At 64.7% G+C, this 14,541-nt stretch carries 8 protein-coding genes and 1 pseudogene (1 of these 9 only partly in view); 6 read left to right on the top strand and 3 right to left on the bottom strand.

Annotated features, from left to right (window positions below; translation table 11 throughout):
- Window positions 1-1,045: the 3' portion of a cell wall hydrolase gene (locus RQP55_RS07455; protein ID WP_315609557.1), read on the top strand. Its footprint begins 68 nt before the window's first position; the window shows 1,045 of its 1,113 coding nt (coding positions 69-1,113); its start codon lies off the left edge, out of view; its stop codon occupies window positions 1,043-1,045.
- Window positions 1,046-1,048: 3 nt separating this feature from the next.
- On the opposite strand, the pseudogene RQP55_RS07450 reads toward RQP55_RS07455, so the two are convergent.
- The 3 genes and pseudogenes from RQP55_RS07450 to putA all read right to left on the bottom strand — a co-directional run.
- Window positions 1,049-2,287, bottom strand: a pseudogene (locus RQP55_RS07450) (3-hydroxyacyl-CoA dehydrogenase NAD-binding domain-containing protein); the annotation flags it as partial.
- A gap of 127 nt (window positions 2,288-2,414) precedes the next feature.
- Window positions 2,415-4,004 carry a fatty acid--CoA ligase gene (locus tag RQP55_RS07445; protein ID WP_315609556.1) on the bottom strand — a complete coding sequence of 530 codons (1,590 nt, stop codon included), beginning with the start codon at window positions 4,002-4,004 and terminating at the stop codon, window positions 2,415-2,417.
- 70 nt (window positions 4,005-4,074) lie between these two features.
- Window positions 4,075-7,266, bottom strand: a complete 3,192-nt coding sequence (gene putA / locus RQP55_RS07440; protein ID WP_315609555.1) for a bifunctional proline dehydrogenase/L-glutamate gamma-semialdehyde dehydrogenase PutA — start codon at window positions 7,264-7,266, stop codon at window positions 4,075-4,077.
- A gap of 165 nt (window positions 7,267-7,431) precedes the next feature.
- Here putA and RQP55_RS07435 point away from each other — a divergent pair, with 165 nt between their 5' ends.
- The 5 genes from RQP55_RS07435 (at window position 7,432) to RQP55_RS07415 (ending at window position 14,494) form a co-directional block, all read left to right on the top strand.
- Complete coding sequence (locus RQP55_RS07435; RefSeq protein WP_315609554.1) at window positions 7,432-8,160, top strand: CHASE sensor domain-containing protein; 729 nt, start codon at window positions 7,432-7,434, stop codon at window positions 8,158-8,160.
- A gap of 166 nt (window positions 8,161-8,326) precedes the next feature.
- Complete coding sequence (locus RQP55_RS07430; protein ID WP_315609553.1) at window positions 8,327-11,896, top strand: hydantoinase B/oxoprolinase family protein; 3,570 nt, start codon at window positions 8,327-8,329, stop codon at window positions 11,894-11,896.
- A 5-nt stretch (window positions 11,897-11,901) separates the two neighbouring features.
- Complete coding sequence (locus RQP55_RS07425) at window positions 11,902-12,570, top strand: DUF969 domain-containing protein (RefSeq protein ID WP_315609590.1); 669 nt, start codon at window positions 11,902-11,904, stop codon at window positions 12,568-12,570.
- Complete coding sequence (locus tag RQP55_RS07420) at window positions 12,567-13,502, top strand: DUF979 domain-containing protein (protein WP_315609552.1); 936 nt, start codon at window positions 12,567-12,569, stop codon at window positions 13,500-13,502. Before RQP55_RS07425 ends, RQP55_RS07420 begins: the two co-directional genes overlap by 4 nt.
- On the top strand, window positions 13,502-14,494 hold the full coding sequence (locus tag RQP55_RS07415) for a DUF2891 domain-containing protein (protein WP_315609551.1): 993 nt from the start codon (window positions 13,502-13,504) through the stop codon (window positions 14,492-14,494). Before RQP55_RS07420 ends, RQP55_RS07415 begins: the two co-directional genes overlap by 1 nt.
- Window positions 14,495-14,541: the final 47 nt, after the last annotated feature.

Below are 14,541 nucleotides of genomic sequence, written 5' to 3'. Positions count from 1 at the left end.
GGTTGTGCTGGGCCTTGTCCTCTCGTCGGGTAAGGTTGATCGCGCGGCAGAGCTTGCACGCCTGCCCGGGCTGCCTGGAGCGGCGCCGTTGCTGGCCGTGCCGCCTTCGCTGTCTGACATGGATGCCGCCCGAGCGCGCAATGCGGCGGTACCGTTCGCGAAGGGACCGGTTACCCCGGCCCCGCGGTTTGTCTTCCGTGGCTCTACGGAAGATCGTGGCCGCGCAACCCAGTGCCTGGCGCTTGCTGCCATGGCTGAAGCCGGCCCCAGCAATATCGGCCAGCGTGCCGTGATTCAGGTGATCCTCAACCGTGTGCGCCATCCGGCCTTTGCCAAGACGGTTTGCGGCGTCGTTTTCGAAGGAAGCGAACGCGCGACCGGCTGCCAGTTTACCTTCACCTGCGATGGCGCGCTGGCGCGCAGCTATTCGGATTCCGCCTGGATGCAGTCCCGTATCCGTGCCGGAGAGGCACTGGGGGGCTACGTGTTCAAGCCGGTTGGGCTTGCCACGCATTATCACACCGATTGGGTCTATCCCTATTGGAGCCCGGAATTGGATAAATTGGCCCGGGTGGAGACCCACCTGTTCTTCCGCTGGCCCGGTTATTGGGGAACCAGGCCTGCCTTCGCATCAGTCTATCGCGGCAATGAACCGGATCCGGCTGCGCTTGTGGGGGCGGCGGATGCAATCCTTCCGGGCGCCGCGCCCCTGCCGACAGCTGTGGCCGATGCACCGAAGATTGAAAGCGGCACAGTGGTGATGCGCAATACCAGCGGCAAGGCCAACTTCATCCTGCTGGCTGGTACGGCCCCTGCCGATGCGCTTGCCGCGGCGCGGGTGGTCTGCAACCAGCCGGGGACTTGCCGCGTGCTGGGGTGGGCCAATCCTGCAGCGATCCCGCAGGCCTTTCCAATCCCGCCGTCTGCGCGTGCGGCCTTGCAGTTCAGCTATAGTCGCGATCCCTCGGGCACCGAAATTGCACTCTATGGCTGCGGTCATTTCGCGGGGATCCCGCGGGAGCAATGCATCCCGCGGGCGCGTTGACGGTCAGTCGCTAAACTTGCCGCCTTCTGCCGCCAGCTTTTCCAGCAGCGGGGCCACCGGCAGATTGTGGCGCTTCAGGCCCGCGGCAATCTTGGCCAGGCCTTCGTGGTCGGCCCAGTACATGATCCCGCCGGTCCAGGCTGGCCAGCCGTAGCCATTGAGCCAGACCAGATCGATATCTCCAGCGCGTTGGGCAATGCCTTCCTCCAGGATCAGCGCGCCTTCCGACACCATCGGGTAGAGCAGGCGTTCAAAGATCTCCTGCTTGCTCACTTCGCGCTGGGCTACGCCCGACTTGCTGGCAAATTCGGCGATGATTGCCTTGACCTCATCCGAGGGGCTGCGCTGGCGGCTTTCGTCGTAATCGTAAAAGCCCTTGCCGGTCTTCTGGCCCCAGCGGCCGGCGGCGCAGAGCGCTTCGCGGATCGTGGTGACCTTGGTGGGATCGCGGTGCCAGCCGATGTCGAGGCCGGCGAGGTCGCCCATCTGGAACGGCCCCATCGGGAAGCCGAAGTCCAGCAGGACCTGGTCGATATCGTAATAGGCTGCGCCTTCCATCAGCAGGGCATTGGCCTGATCCTGCCGCTTGGAGAGCATGCGGTTGCCGATGAACCCGTGGCACACACCCGAGACAACCGGCACCTTGCCGATCTTGCTCGCCAGCTGCATCACCGTGGCCAGTTCGCTCGCGCCGGTCTTGGCGCCGCGCACCACTTCCAGCAGCTTCATGATGTTGGCGGGTGAGAAGAAGTGCATGCCCAGCACCGCCTCGGGCCGCTTGGTGGCGGCGGCGATTTCGTTGACGTCGAGGTAGCTGGTATTGCTGGCCAGGATCGCACCGGGCTTCACGATGGCGTCCAGCCGTCCGAAGACGTCCTTCTTCACCTCCATCGATTCATAGACCGCCTCGATCACCAGGTCGCAATCGGCCAGGCTATCAAAGGTCAGGCTGGGGGTGAGCCGCGCCATTGCGGCTTCAGCCACTGCCGCTTCAATCCGCCCACGCTTGACGCTGGCTTCATAATTCTTGCCCATCACCGCGACGCCGCGATCCAGCGCGGCCTGTTCGCGCTCAACGATCGTTACCGGGATGCCGGCAGTCAGGAAGTTCATGGCGATGCCGCCGCCCATCGTGCCGGCGCCGATCACGCCAACCTTGCCCACCGCAATCAGCGGGGTGTCCGCCGGCAGATCGTCAATCTTGGCGCAAAGCGACAGGGCGGCGGTGATGTGCTCCTTGGCACCGGGCAGGGCATCGGTCATGGTCTCTCTTCCTCTCTATTTCCAAACCACCTCCGTTCGTGTCGAGCGAAGTCGAGACACCGGTGCACGGCTTCTGGACTTCGCTTGAAGCGAACGGGGATGGGGCTTAGTTCACTTGCCGGTCGTAGCCCGCCCAATAGGGTGCGCGCAATTCACGGCGCAGGATCTTGCCGCTGGGATTGCGCGGCAGGGCTTCAATCGTATCGACCGACTTGGGCACCTTGAACCCGGCAAGTCGCTCGCGGGCCCAGTTGATGATGCTGTCTGCATCGATGGCATGGCCCGGCTTGGGCACGCAGATGGCCTTGACCGCTTCACCCCACTTCGCATCCGGCACACCGATCACGGCGACTTCCAGCACGTCCGGGTGGCCATAGATCCCGCTTTCAACCTCGGCCGGATAAACATTCTCGCCACCGGTGATGATCATGTCCTTGGCCCGGTCGTACATGTAGACATAGCCATCCTCGTCCATGTAGCCGACGTCCCCGGTGGCCACCCAGCCTTCGGCATCCATGGTGCTGGCGGTCGCTTCGGGTAGCTTCCAGTAGCCCAGCATATTGTTGCTGGAACGGGTGCAAATCTCTCCGATCTCGCGTGGGGGCAGCGGCCTGCCGTCGGAACCGCGGATGATCATCTCCACCCCTGGCAGGGGCTTGCCGGCTGATCGCATCCGTTCATTGCCTTCAACCGTATGGTCTTCGGGGGGTAGCACGCAGATCGTCCCGGTGGTTTCGGTCATGCCATAGTTTTGAATGAATTCGGCCCCGAACATGGCAATGCACTGGCGCAGCAGCTCAAGCGGGATGGGCGATGCGCCATACAGAATATAGCGCAGGCGGCTGAAATCGGTCTGGGCACAGTCCGGATGGTTAAGCAGCATCTGCAAGGCCGCCGGTACGATAAAGAACCGCGTTACCCCGCGATTGACCACGGCATCGAACACGCGGGTTGGTTCAAATTCGGACAGCACTATGCCGGGCTGGCCCGCCGCCAGCGCCATGACCCCAAGGCCCGTGCCGCCGATGTGGGCACAGGGCATGGCCACCAGGATCGACTCGTCTTCTTCCAGCAGCGTGTAGGGATGGGGGTTGTCGATCCCGGCCTTGCGCAGCGCGAACAGGTTGGCGTTGGACAGGACCGCGCCCTTTGGGTTGCCGGTGGTGCCAGAGGTGTAAAGCTGCAGCACGGCGTCATCACGGCCGGAAGGCGTGAATTCCGTGCGCGGGGTTTCCTGCATCAGCTTGCGCGCTTCATCGGCGGTGAAGCAGCGGGCCAGACCGGGGCGTTTGCCAAGGGTGTCAGTGCAGGCTTCGAACCCGTCCCCCAGGAACAATACCTTGGCCTCGGCATTGTCGAGGATGAAAGCCGCCTCCGGCTCGGCCAGGCGCCAGCCGATCGGGACCATCACGATCCCGGCGCGGGCGGCACCGAAAAACAGGGTGAAATAGGTGGTGGCGTTCTTGCCGAACCAGGCAATCCGATCACCCTTCTTGATTCCCATGCCAAGAAGAGCTGAAGCGATGCGGGCCGTGGCATCTTCAAGCTTGCCATAGGTGAGCGAAAGGTCGTCCCCGTCGAGCGCCATCACCCCCGGGCGATCGTTGCCCCAAAAGCGGATGAACTCATCAAAGGTGAACAGATCGATCGTCCGCTGGGCCTTGGCCAGCAGATGGTCGTAGGTAGCCTGATCCATCGCTCTCTCCCGGTTATGCGCCATGTTAACCGGGCACTTAAATTCGGCAAGAGCGAAAGGTGCGGAAGGATTAGCCGCCCGCCATCAAGCTGGCATTGCCGCCCGCGGCCGTGGTGTCGATGCAGGTTACCCGCTCGGTGGCAAAACGCTGCAGGTAGTGCGGCCCGCCCGCCTTGGGCCCCGTGCCGGAAAGCCCTTCGCCGCCAAACGGCTGGCTTTCCACTACCGCGCCAATCTGGTTGCGGTTGACATAGAAATTGCCCACCCGCGCCCTGGCTTCAACCAGCCGCCGGGTCGCGTCGATCCGGCTGTGGAGGCCCAGCGTCAGCCCATAACCGGTATCATTGATAGCCGCGATTACGGCCTCCAGTTCGTCGCCCTTGAAACGGACGACGTGCAGCACCGGGCCAAAGTTCTCGTGGTTGAGATCGGCAATGGATTCGATTTCGATGATGGTCGGGGCAACGAACGTGCCATTTGTGCAAATCTGCGGCAGTTCGCGCTGCCAGACCGTGCGGCCGGCGGCTTCCATTGCGGTGATATGCTGATCAAGCGCGGCCTTGGCATCGGCATCGATCACCGGGCCGACATCGGTCGTCGGATCCTGTGGATCGCCAATTACCAGCGCTTCGAAAGCACCCCGGATCATCTCCAGCATGGCATCGTAAACGTCGTCCTGCAGGTACAGTACCCGCAGCGCCGAACAGCGTTGGCCTGCGCTCTGGAAGGCGCTGGCAACGACGTCGCGGGTGACCTGTTCGGGCAGGGCCGAACTGTCAACGATCATCGCGTTCTGTCCGCCGGTTTCGGCTATCAGGGTGGCAATCGGCCCATCGCGCTGGGCCAGCGCGCGATTAATTGCGCGGGCTGTCTCGGTTGAGCCGGTAAAGGCTACGCCCGCCACTTCGGGGCGGGCCGTCAGCAGCGCGCCCACCGCGCCGTCGCCCGGCACCAGTTGCAGCACGTCATCGGGAATGCCCGCTTCGTGGCACAGCCGCACCGCCAGCGCCGCAATGAGCGGGGTCTGCTCGGCCGGCTTGGCAAGTACAGTATTTCCGGCGGCCAGCGCGGCAGAGGCCATGCCGATGAAGATCGCCAGCGGGAAGTTCCACGGACTGATCGTGACGAACACGCCGCGCCCATGCAGGGTCAGCCGGTTGCTCTCCCCCGTGGGGCCGGGCAATGGGCGGCCCTCGCCAAACAGGGTCCGCGCCTCGGCGGCGTAATAGCGCAGAAAATCGACTGCCTCGCGCAGCTCGAGCACGGCATCGACCAGGGTCTTCCCGGCCTCGCGCTGGCAGAGCGAGAGGAACTCGGGCGTATGCGCCTCAAACGCATCGGCAGCCCTTTCCAGCAGCGCGGCGCGCTCCGCTCCGCCCATCGCGTTCCACGCGGGCTGCGCCTTGGCGGCGCGCTGGGCGGCGAAAGCGACATCGTCGGCCGTGGCAATGCGGATCGTGCCGACGATGTGGGTACGGTCATGCGGCGAGCGAATCTCCTGGCCTTCGACAAGCTCAGGCTGAGCAGGCCTTGGCTCTTTCCCATTCCCCCCGCCTGCTCGCGCTGAGCCTGTCGAAGCGCCAGCACCGTGCTCGACCACTGCCGTCGGCTCTGCCTCCCAGCGCAGCGAAGCCAGCTCATGAAGGTGTGCCAGCAGCGGCGCGCGCAGCAGCGGGTCGGCCAGGTCTACCCCGGCGCTGTTCTCGCGGCGCGGGAACAGCTGGCCCGGCAATGGAATGGCCGGGTTGCGGCGCGGGTTGAGCGCGGCCAGCTCTGCCACCGGATCGCCAACCAGCGCATCGACCGGCACTTCGGCATCGGCCATGCGGTTGACGAAAGAGCTGTTTGCACCGTTTTCCAGCAGGCGGCGGACAAGGTAGGCCAGCAATTCCTTGTGCCCGCCGACCGGCGCATAGATCCGGACCGGAGTCCGCCGGTTGCCCGCCGCTGCTTCATACTTGGCAAGCTCGGCGTAGACATCCTCGCCCATGCCGTGGAGCCGCTGGAATTCGAACTCCGTCTCACCAGCCAGCGCCTTGATCGCGCCAACCGTATAGGCGTTGTGTGTGGCGAAGGCCGGATAAATTGCATCGGGTGCGGCCAGCAGCTTGGCCGCGCAGGCAAGATAGGAAACGTCAGTCGCGACCTTGCGGGTGAAGACCGGGTAATCGACATGGCCGCCAACCTGGCTCAGCTTGATCTCGCTGTCCCAATAGGCGCCCTTGACCAGCCGAACCATGATCCGGCGGCCGTTGCGGCGGGCTAGCTGTACGACCCAGTCGACCAAAGGCACCGCCCGCTTGGAGTAGGCTTGCAGCGCCAGACCAAAGCCCTGCCAGTTGCCAGCAAACAATGCGTCATCGCTGACCAATGCCTCGATGATATCCAGTGACAGTTCCAGCCGTTCGGCCTCTTCGGCATCGATGGTGAAGTGGATGTCGGCAGCGCGTGCTTTCAGCGCCAGCGCCTTGAGCATCGGCACCAGCGCGGCCTTGGCAGCATCGGCATGAAGGAAATCATAGCGCGGGTGGAGCGCCGAGAGCTTCACTGAAATCCCGGGCGAGCGGACGACCCCGGCACCTGCCTCTTGCGCAATCCGGTCCAGTGCCATTTCGTAGCTCTGGCGATAGCGTTCGGCATCGGCAAAGGTCATTGCCGCTTCGCCCAGCATGTCAAAACTGTGGGTCAGGTTCTGCCTGCGTTCGGGCGCGGCGCGTTCCAGCGCCTCGTCGATCGTGCGGCCGAAAACGAACTGGCCGCCCAGGATCTTCATCGCCTGCAAGGTCGCCTGGCGGATCACCGGCTCGCCCAGCCGGCCGACGGCGCGCTTCAGGACCGCGCCGAGGCCTTCCGGCTTGGCGCGCCGCTGGTCGAGCACCTGGCCGGTGAGCATCAGAGAGAAGGTTGCAGCATTGACGAAGGTTGAGCCACTTTCGCCCAGGTGCTCCGACCAGTCGATCCCGCCTAGCTTGTCATGGATCAGGGCATCGGCCGTTGCCGCATCGGGCACGCGCAGCAGTGCCTCGGCCAGACACATCAGGGCAATGCCTTCGTCAGTGCCAAGGCCATAGGTTTGCAGGAATGCGTCAAGCCCGCTGGCCTTGTGGGCCCGTGCACCTTCGACCAGCCTGGCTGCAATCTGCTTTGCCTCGCCGTGCACAGCGCTGGCCGGCGCGGCCTGGCGCAGGCGCTCGGCGATGCAGGTTTCCTCGTCCTGGCGATAGGCTTCGCGCAAGGGCTGGCGATCGATCATTGCTGGCATGAATCGCGCCTAGCACTGGTTGCGATAGAAACCAATTCCTCCTTGTCTTGCAATCGCGGGCGTTCTGAGCAAGGTATTGAAATCGATAGAATGACGGGTGGATAGAGGCTCCGTGCCAATGCGGGGGGCGATCCACGTGTATCTCGTTTTGCAACGGGTGGTGCAATGAGCAGTTCGGACCTCCCTACCATCCGCCAGGTGCTGGCGCGGGTTCACCTTCAGCTGATCGTATTTGCGGTCTTGCTGGCGGCGACGAGTGTCACATTGAGTGGCGGCTTGATGATCCACAACTATGCCCAGCGCAATCTTGATCTGATGGCCAGAACTTTGGCCTATACGATTGCGCCATCCGTAGCCTTCGGGGACCAGCGAGCTGTTGTGGATGGCATCGCCATGGTTGCAGGCGTCGGCGGGGTACAGCAGGTTGAGGTGTTGGATCGCGCGGGGCGAATTTTGGTGCGTTGGCAAAATCCCAGGCCAGCGGGGCCGGCTTGGTTGATGGGCGCGAGCAGTTGGCTGCTGTGGCCGCGATCGACGGTTGTGCCGATGGCCCAAGACGGCAATCCGATCGGTGAAGTGCGGATTACGGGCAATTCAGAGGGGCTCCTGCGCTTTGGGCTGGCGGGACTGATCATCGCCCTATCGTCGCTTGCCCTGGCAATGATTGCGGCCGGCCTTCTCGCGCGGCGATTGCAAAGTCATGTGATTGGTCCCTTGGAACATGTTGCCGAAGTGGCCCAAGCGATTCACACCCAACGATCCTACGACCAACGGGTGCAGGAAGTCGGGGTTGCCGAAATTGATCGCTTTCGGCACCACTTCAACGCCCTCATTGAAGAGTGGAAGGGGTGGCAGTCGCTGCGGCGGCGCGATGACTCTGACTGCGAACCCTAGCGCCGAAAGACTATCGGGCCCACCCGTGTTCGCCTGAATTAGCGCAATGGTACCAAGAAAGGCCGTACCCAGAGCCGCCGGGTGATAGTGGCCTTAATCCCGCTGGACACCGTTCTCGTTCGCAAGTGATTGCCAGCGCCGTCACGCGGCCTATGACGGCGGCGTGATGGGTGAATGGCAATTCTGGATCGACCGGGGCGGGACCTTTACGGATGTGGTTGCGCGCGCGCCTGATGGCCGCGTGCTGACGGCCAAGCTGTTGTCAGAGGATCCGGCGCGGGCTGAAGACGCAGCGATCGTCGCTATTCGCCAGTTGAGCGGCGTGGGCGCGGGACCGCTCCCGCCGGCTGCCGTGCGGATGGGCACAACCGTTGCCACCAATGCCTTGCTCGAACGCAAGGGTGAGCCAACGGTCCTGGCGATCACCCGCGGCTTTGGCGATGCGCTGCGAATTGGCACGCAGGAACGCCCCGAGCTGTTCGTGCGCCGCATTGTCTTGCCCGAACCACCGCATGCCCAGGTGATCGAGGTCGCTGAGCGGGTCATGGCCGATGGCACGGTGCTGGAGCCGCTCGATGAAGCAGCCGCAAGCGCCGCCTTTGCCGGGGCCGTAGCCCAGGGTTATCGCGCGATCGCGATCGTGCTGATGCATGGCTATCGCTATCCGGCGCACGAGGTGCGTTTGGCCGAACTGGCCCGCGAGGCGGGCTTCACCCAGGTTTCGGTCAGTCACGAAGTTGCGCCGCTGATCAAGCTGGTCGGGCGCGGGGATACGACCCTGGTCGATGCCTATCTATCCCCGGTGCTGCGCCGCTATGTTGACCAGTTCACCAGCGCCTTGGGCACGGGCAACCGCGCGCTGTTCATGCAGTCCAGCGGCGGTCTGGCAGACGGTGCGCGCTTTCGGGGCAAGGATGCGATCCTTTCCGGCCCGGCTGGCGGAATCGTTGGTATGGCCCGCACGGCTGAGGCAAGCGGCACGCCCAAGGTGATCGGCTTCGACATGGGCGGCACCTCAACCGATGTCAGCCACTATGCCGGACAGTTCGAGCGCGACAGCGAGGTCCGCGTCGCCAATGTCCGGATCCGCACGCCGATGCTGCGGATCCATACCGTCGCGGCGGGCGGCGGTTCGATCTGCCGGTTTGATGCCGGGCGGCTGGTCGTTGGCCCGGAAAGCGCGGGTGCCGTGCCGGGCCCCGCCTGTTATCGCAATGGCGGTCCGCTGACCGTGACCGACTGCAATGTCATGCTCGGCAAGTTGCGGCCAGAACACTTCCCGCACCTGTTTGGGGCCAATGGCAACCAGCCGATCGATACCGCGGTGGTGGCCGAAAAGTTTGCGGAAATGGCTGGCGCGATCCAGGCCGAAACCGGGCAGGTCTTGTCGCCACAAGCGTTGGCCGAGGGCTTTATCGCCATTGCTGTTGCCAACATGGCGCATGCGATCAAGCAGATCTCGGTTGCCCGCGGGCATGATGTAACCGGCTATGCGTTGTCCTGTTTCGGCGGGGCGGGTGGGCAGCATGCCTGCCTGGTGGCCGACGAGCTGGCGATCGATACCGTGCTGGTCCACCCGCTGGCCGGGGTGCTTTCAGCCTATGGCATGGGCCTCGCCAGCGAAGCGGCGGTGCGTGAGCGGACGCTTGGGCAGCCGCTGGTAGGCGGAATTGAAGCGGCGCAGGCGCTGGCTTCAGAACTTGGCGATCAGGTCCGGGGTGAGCTTGGCGAAGCCGCAGCAGCGGTCCACACCAGCCTGTTCCTGCGGCGCGAAGGTTCCGAAAACACGATTGAGCTGGCATTGGCTGGCCCGCAGCAACTGGCAGAAGCCTTTGCCGCCGCGCACCGCGCGCAGTTCGGCTATGACGGCGATGGAGCCCTGGTGATTGACCGCGTGCGCGTGGAAGCCATTGCCGCCGGCGAAGCGAGTGGCGCGCTCGATTGGCCGCTGCCAGACAGCGCTGGTCCTCCGGTTGAAACGGTCACCTGTTACCTTGCCGGGGCCGAGCACCAGGTTCCGGTTTACGACCGCACCGCGCTGCCCGCGGGGTTTGCCGCGACTGGTCCGCTGGTGGTGATCGATCGGCTGGCGACCACGGTGGTCGAACCGGGCTGGTCGCTCGCGGTCGATGCCGACGGCACCCTGCGCCTGACCCGCACCGCGCCGCGTGCCGCCGCAATCGCGAGCGGGACCGAAGCTGATCCGGTCCGGCTTGAGATCTTCAACGGCCTGTTCATGGCGATTGCCGAGGAAATGGGCTCGGCGCTGGCGCGAACGGCCATGTCGGTCAATATCCGCGAACGGCTCGATTTCTCCTGCGCGCTCTTTGATGCTGCCGGGCGGCTGGTGGCCAATGCGCCGCACATGCCCGTTCACCTTGGTTCGATGGGAGAGAGTGTTCAGGCGATCCTGCGCGAACGCGCCGGGGCCAGCGACGGTCGCGGGATCCGCCGCGGCGATGCCTATGTCCTCAACGCGCCCTATGCCGGCGGCACGCACCTGCCGGACATCACCGTGGTGATGCCGGTCTTCGTGGGTGAGGGCGAAGCGCCCGACTTCTATGTCGCAGCGCGCGGGCATCATGCCGATGTTGGCGGGATCGCCCCTGGCTCAATGCCGCCCAGCAGCCGTAATATTGGCGAGGAGGGCGTGCTGCTGGAAAATGTCCTGCTGGTCGACGAAGGCCGCTTCTGCCGGGATGAGCTGACGGCGATCCTGACCTCTGGCCCCTATCCGGCGCGCAACATCGAAGCAAACCTGGCGGACCTGGCCGCACAGGTCGCCGCCTGTGCGCGCGGCGCGGCAGGCCTGGAACGGGCCTGCGCCGAACATGGCGTGCAAGTGGTTCGGGCCTATATGGGCCACGTCCACGCCAATGCCGAGGAGGCAGTCCGCCGCCTGATCGGCCGGCTGGACGATGGCAGCTTCCGCTATGAACTGGATAATGGCGCTGCGGTCTGCGTTGCCGTCCGGGTTGACCGTGCGGCGCGGCAGGTGACCATCGACTTTGCCGGAACCAGCGATCAGCTGCCGGGCAATTTCAACGCCCCGTTCAGCGTGGTCCGGGCGGCGGTGATGTATGTTCTGCGCACCATGATCGACGATCCGATCCCGATGAACGAGGGCTGCCTGGCCCCGGTTACGATCTTGGTGCCCGAAGGGTCGATGCTGCGTCCGCGCTATCCGGCGGCGGTCGTTGCCGGCAATGTGGAAACCAGCCAGGTTGTTACCGATGCGCTGTTCGGGGCCTTCGGGGCGATGGCCGGTGCGCAGGGAACGATGAACAACCTGACCTTCGGCAACGATCGCTATCAGTATTACGAAACAATCGCAGGGGGTTCGGGCGCGGGGCCGGACTTTGATGGGACCAGCGTGGTCCAGACCCACATGACCAACAGCCGCCTGACTGATCCCGAAATACTGGAAACGCGCTTTCCGGTGCTGCTCGAGGAATTCTCAGTCCGGGCGGGTTCGGGCGGGGCCGGACGGCATCGCGGCGGCGATGGCGCGACGCGGCGGCTGCGCTTCCTGCAGCCGATGGAAGCCGGGATGCTCGCCAACCGACGCCGCGTGCCGCCGTTTGGCCTAGCGGGCGGCGCAGACGGTGCGGCGGGTGCAACCCGGGTTGAACGGATATCGGGGGCAATCGAAGTGCTCGATTCCACTGCCTCGGTGGTGATGGAACCGGGTGATGTGATGGTGGTCGAAACGCCGGGCGGGGGAGGCTACGGATGAGCGGGATGTGGGTGCTTTCGGGCATCGCGGTGATGGTCCTGGGCTTCGTGCTGCGGTTCAATCCGCTGCTCGTGGTGGTGGCCGCAGCGGCGGCTACGGGACTGGCTGCGGGACTGGATCTGCCGGCAATCGTCGCGGCCTTTGGCAAGGCGTTCAACGACACGCGTTATGTCACCGTCATCTGGATCGTCTTGCCGGTGATCGGCCTGCTCGAAGCCCACGGTCTGCAGGAGCGCGCTCGCGCGCTGATCGCCAGCCTGAAAGGCGCAACCACCGGGCGGCTACTGACCGGCTATCTGCTAATCCGTCAGCTATCGGCCGCGCTGGGGCTCACTTCGGTGGCGGGCCATGCCCAGACAGTGCGCCCGCTGGTCGCGCCGATGGCCGAGGCAGCGGCGGAGCGGCAGACGGACTTGTCGGAGGCAGAGCGTGAAGAAGCCAAGGCCATGGCCGCCGCGACGGATAACGTTGGCCTGTTCTTTGGCGAAGATATCTTCATCGCCATTGGCTCGATCCTGCTAATGGTAGGTTTCCTGGAGCAGCAGGGCATCGTCCTCTCTCCATTCCAGCTTTCAGTCTGGGCGATCCCGACAGCAATCGCTGCCTTCCTGATCCACGGCTTCCGGCTGTGGCGCCTGGATCGGCGGCTGGGTGTGCAGGAGACCGGGCAATGATCGGTCTCCCCTTCGTCTATATCCTTGCCGGGCTGGCTTTCCTGGCCTTCGCTGTGCTCTCGCTGCGCGACCGCACGAACCCTAAGCGCTGGGGCAATGGCGCCTTTTGGGGGCTGCTGGCGCTGTCGATGCTGGCGGGCGACCAACTGGGAGATGTTGCCAACGGCCTGCTGGTGCTGGCGCTGGTTGCGATTGCCGGAACCGGCCAGCTTGGCCGCGGTAGCGGCGGAATCACGGCAGAAATTCGCGCCGCCCGCGCGGCACGCTATGGTAACCGCCTGTTCCTGCTGGCGCTGGTGATCCCGGCAACGGCATTGGTGGGGACTTTCGGGTTTGAACAGCTGCCGGGCCTGGTCAATCCCAAACAGGTGACGCTGGTCAGCCTGGCGCTGGGCGCGCTGCTTGCCCTGTTGGTGGGGCTGGTCTGGCTGCGCCCGCATCCGGCGGCGCCCCTGCAGGAAGGGCGACGGCTGATGGATTCGGTGGGCTGGGCAGCGATCCTGCCGCAGATGCTGGCCAGCCTCGGCGCGGTCTTTGCGCTGTCGGGCGTGGGAGATGTGGTTGGCGGCCTGATGTCGGAGATCATCCCGGAAGGCAGCAGGATCGGCGCGATCATTGCCTTCGCGCTGGGTATGGCGCTGTTCACCATGATCATGGGCAACGCCTTTGCTGCCTTCCCGGTGATGGCTGCGGCGATCGGTGTGCCGCTGCTGGTCCGCCAGTATGGCGGCGATCCGGCGGTGGTTTGCGCAATCGGCATGCTCGCCGGTTTCTGTGGCACGCTGATGACGCCGATGGCGGCCAATTTCAACATGGTTCCTGCCGCGCTGCTTGAACTGAAAGACCGCAACGCCGTGGTCTGGGCCCAGGTTGGCACGGCGCTGCCGCTGCTGGCAGTCAACACGCTCTTTATCTGGTGGTTTGCCTTCTGATGACGCACCTGACTGCTGAACACGCCGCGCGCTTCATGGCGCTGACGCTGGGCCACCTGACCCGCGAATTTCCGCACAAGCTGGATCACGTGATGGACGGGCCCGAAGATGCCCGTACCCCGCGTGAACTGCATCCGATCTTCTTCGGCAGTTTCGATTGGCATTCTTGCCTCCACGGCTGGTGGCAGGTGCTGCGGCTGGCCCGGCACTACCCCGACCTGCCCGAGGCAGTGCGGGTCCATACGCTGGCGGACGCGATGCTGACGGCAGAGAACTTTGCCGTTGAAACCGCCTATCTTGCGCGGCCGTCCGCGCGCGGGTTCGAGCGGCCCTATGGCTGGGCCTGGGCGCTGGCGCTCCATGCAGAGATGGTGCGGCACGATCGGCCCTGGGCGCACCATGCCGATGCCTTTGCCGCCACCTTTGCCGAGCGGTTTCGGCAGTTCCTGCCGGTCCAGACCTATCCGATCCGGGTGGGCACGCACTACTCGTCGGCATTTGCGCTGACCCTGGCGCGTGACTGGGCGCCGGACCATGATCCGGCGCTCGTGGCCCTGATCGATGCCCGCGCCCGAGACTGGTTCGGCAAGGATCGCGATTGCCAGGCTTGGGAGCCGGGCGGGGATGAGTTCCTGTCCTCCGCATTGACCGAGGCCTTGCTGATGAGCCGGGTGCTGGGGAGCGATTTCAGTGCCTGGTTCGATAGCTTCCTCCCGGCCGCGGCAGAGGGCCGCCCCGCCACCCTGTTCACCCCCGCCACCGTTTCTGACCGCAGCGACGGCAAGATTGCCCATCTCGATGGCCTTAACCTCAGCCGCGCCTGGTGCTGGCGCGGGATCGCCGCTGCATTGCCCAATGGGCACCTGGCGCGCGAACCGGCACTGCTTACGGCGCAGCACCACCTTGATGCCGCTCTGCCGCACCTGGGGGACGACTATATGGGTGAGCACTGGCTGGCGACTTTTGCCCTGCTGGCGCTCGAACGGACTTAGCGCTGGCATCCCCGAGACGGGCCGCATAGGATCGCGGAAAACAGCAC

This window comes from Novosphingobium sp. APW14 (assembly GCF_032337075.1).
Taxonomy (GTDB): Bacteria; Pseudomonadota; Alphaproteobacteria; order Sphingomonadales; family Sphingomonadaceae; genus Novosphingobium.
The sequence above is the reverse complement of the archived record's forward strand: the minus strand, read 5'-3'. Positions and strand labels throughout refer to the sequence as shown.

Bases quoted from the DNA above. Each gene is read 5' to 3' on its own strand.
- RQP55_RS07445 (WP_315609556.1), bottom strand. From the start codon at position 4,004: ATGGATCAGGCTACCTACGACCATCTGCTGGCCAAGGCCCAGCGGACG.
- putA (WP_315609555.1), bottom strand. From the start codon at position 7,266: ATGCCAGCAATGATCGATCGCCAGCCCTTGCGCGAAGCCTATCGCCAG.
- RQP55_RS07435 (WP_315609554.1), top strand. From the start codon at position 7,432: ATGAGCAGTTCGGACCTCCCTACCATCCGCCAGGTGCTGGCGCGGGTT.
- RQP55_RS07430 (WP_315609553.1), top strand. From the start codon at position 8,327: ATGGGTGAATGGCAATTCTGGATCGACCGGGGCGGGACCTTTACGGAT.
- RQP55_RS07425 (WP_315609590.1), top strand. From the start codon at position 11,902: ATGTGGGTGCTTTCGGGCATCGCGGTGATGGTCCTGGGCTTCGTGCTG.
- RQP55_RS07420 (WP_315609552.1), top strand. From the start codon at position 12,567: ATGATCGGTCTCCCCTTCGTCTATATCCTTGCCGGGCTGGCTTTCCTG.
- RQP55_RS07415 (WP_315609551.1), top strand. From the start codon at position 13,502: ATGACGCACCTGACTGCTGAACACGCCGCGCGCTTCATGGCGCTGACG.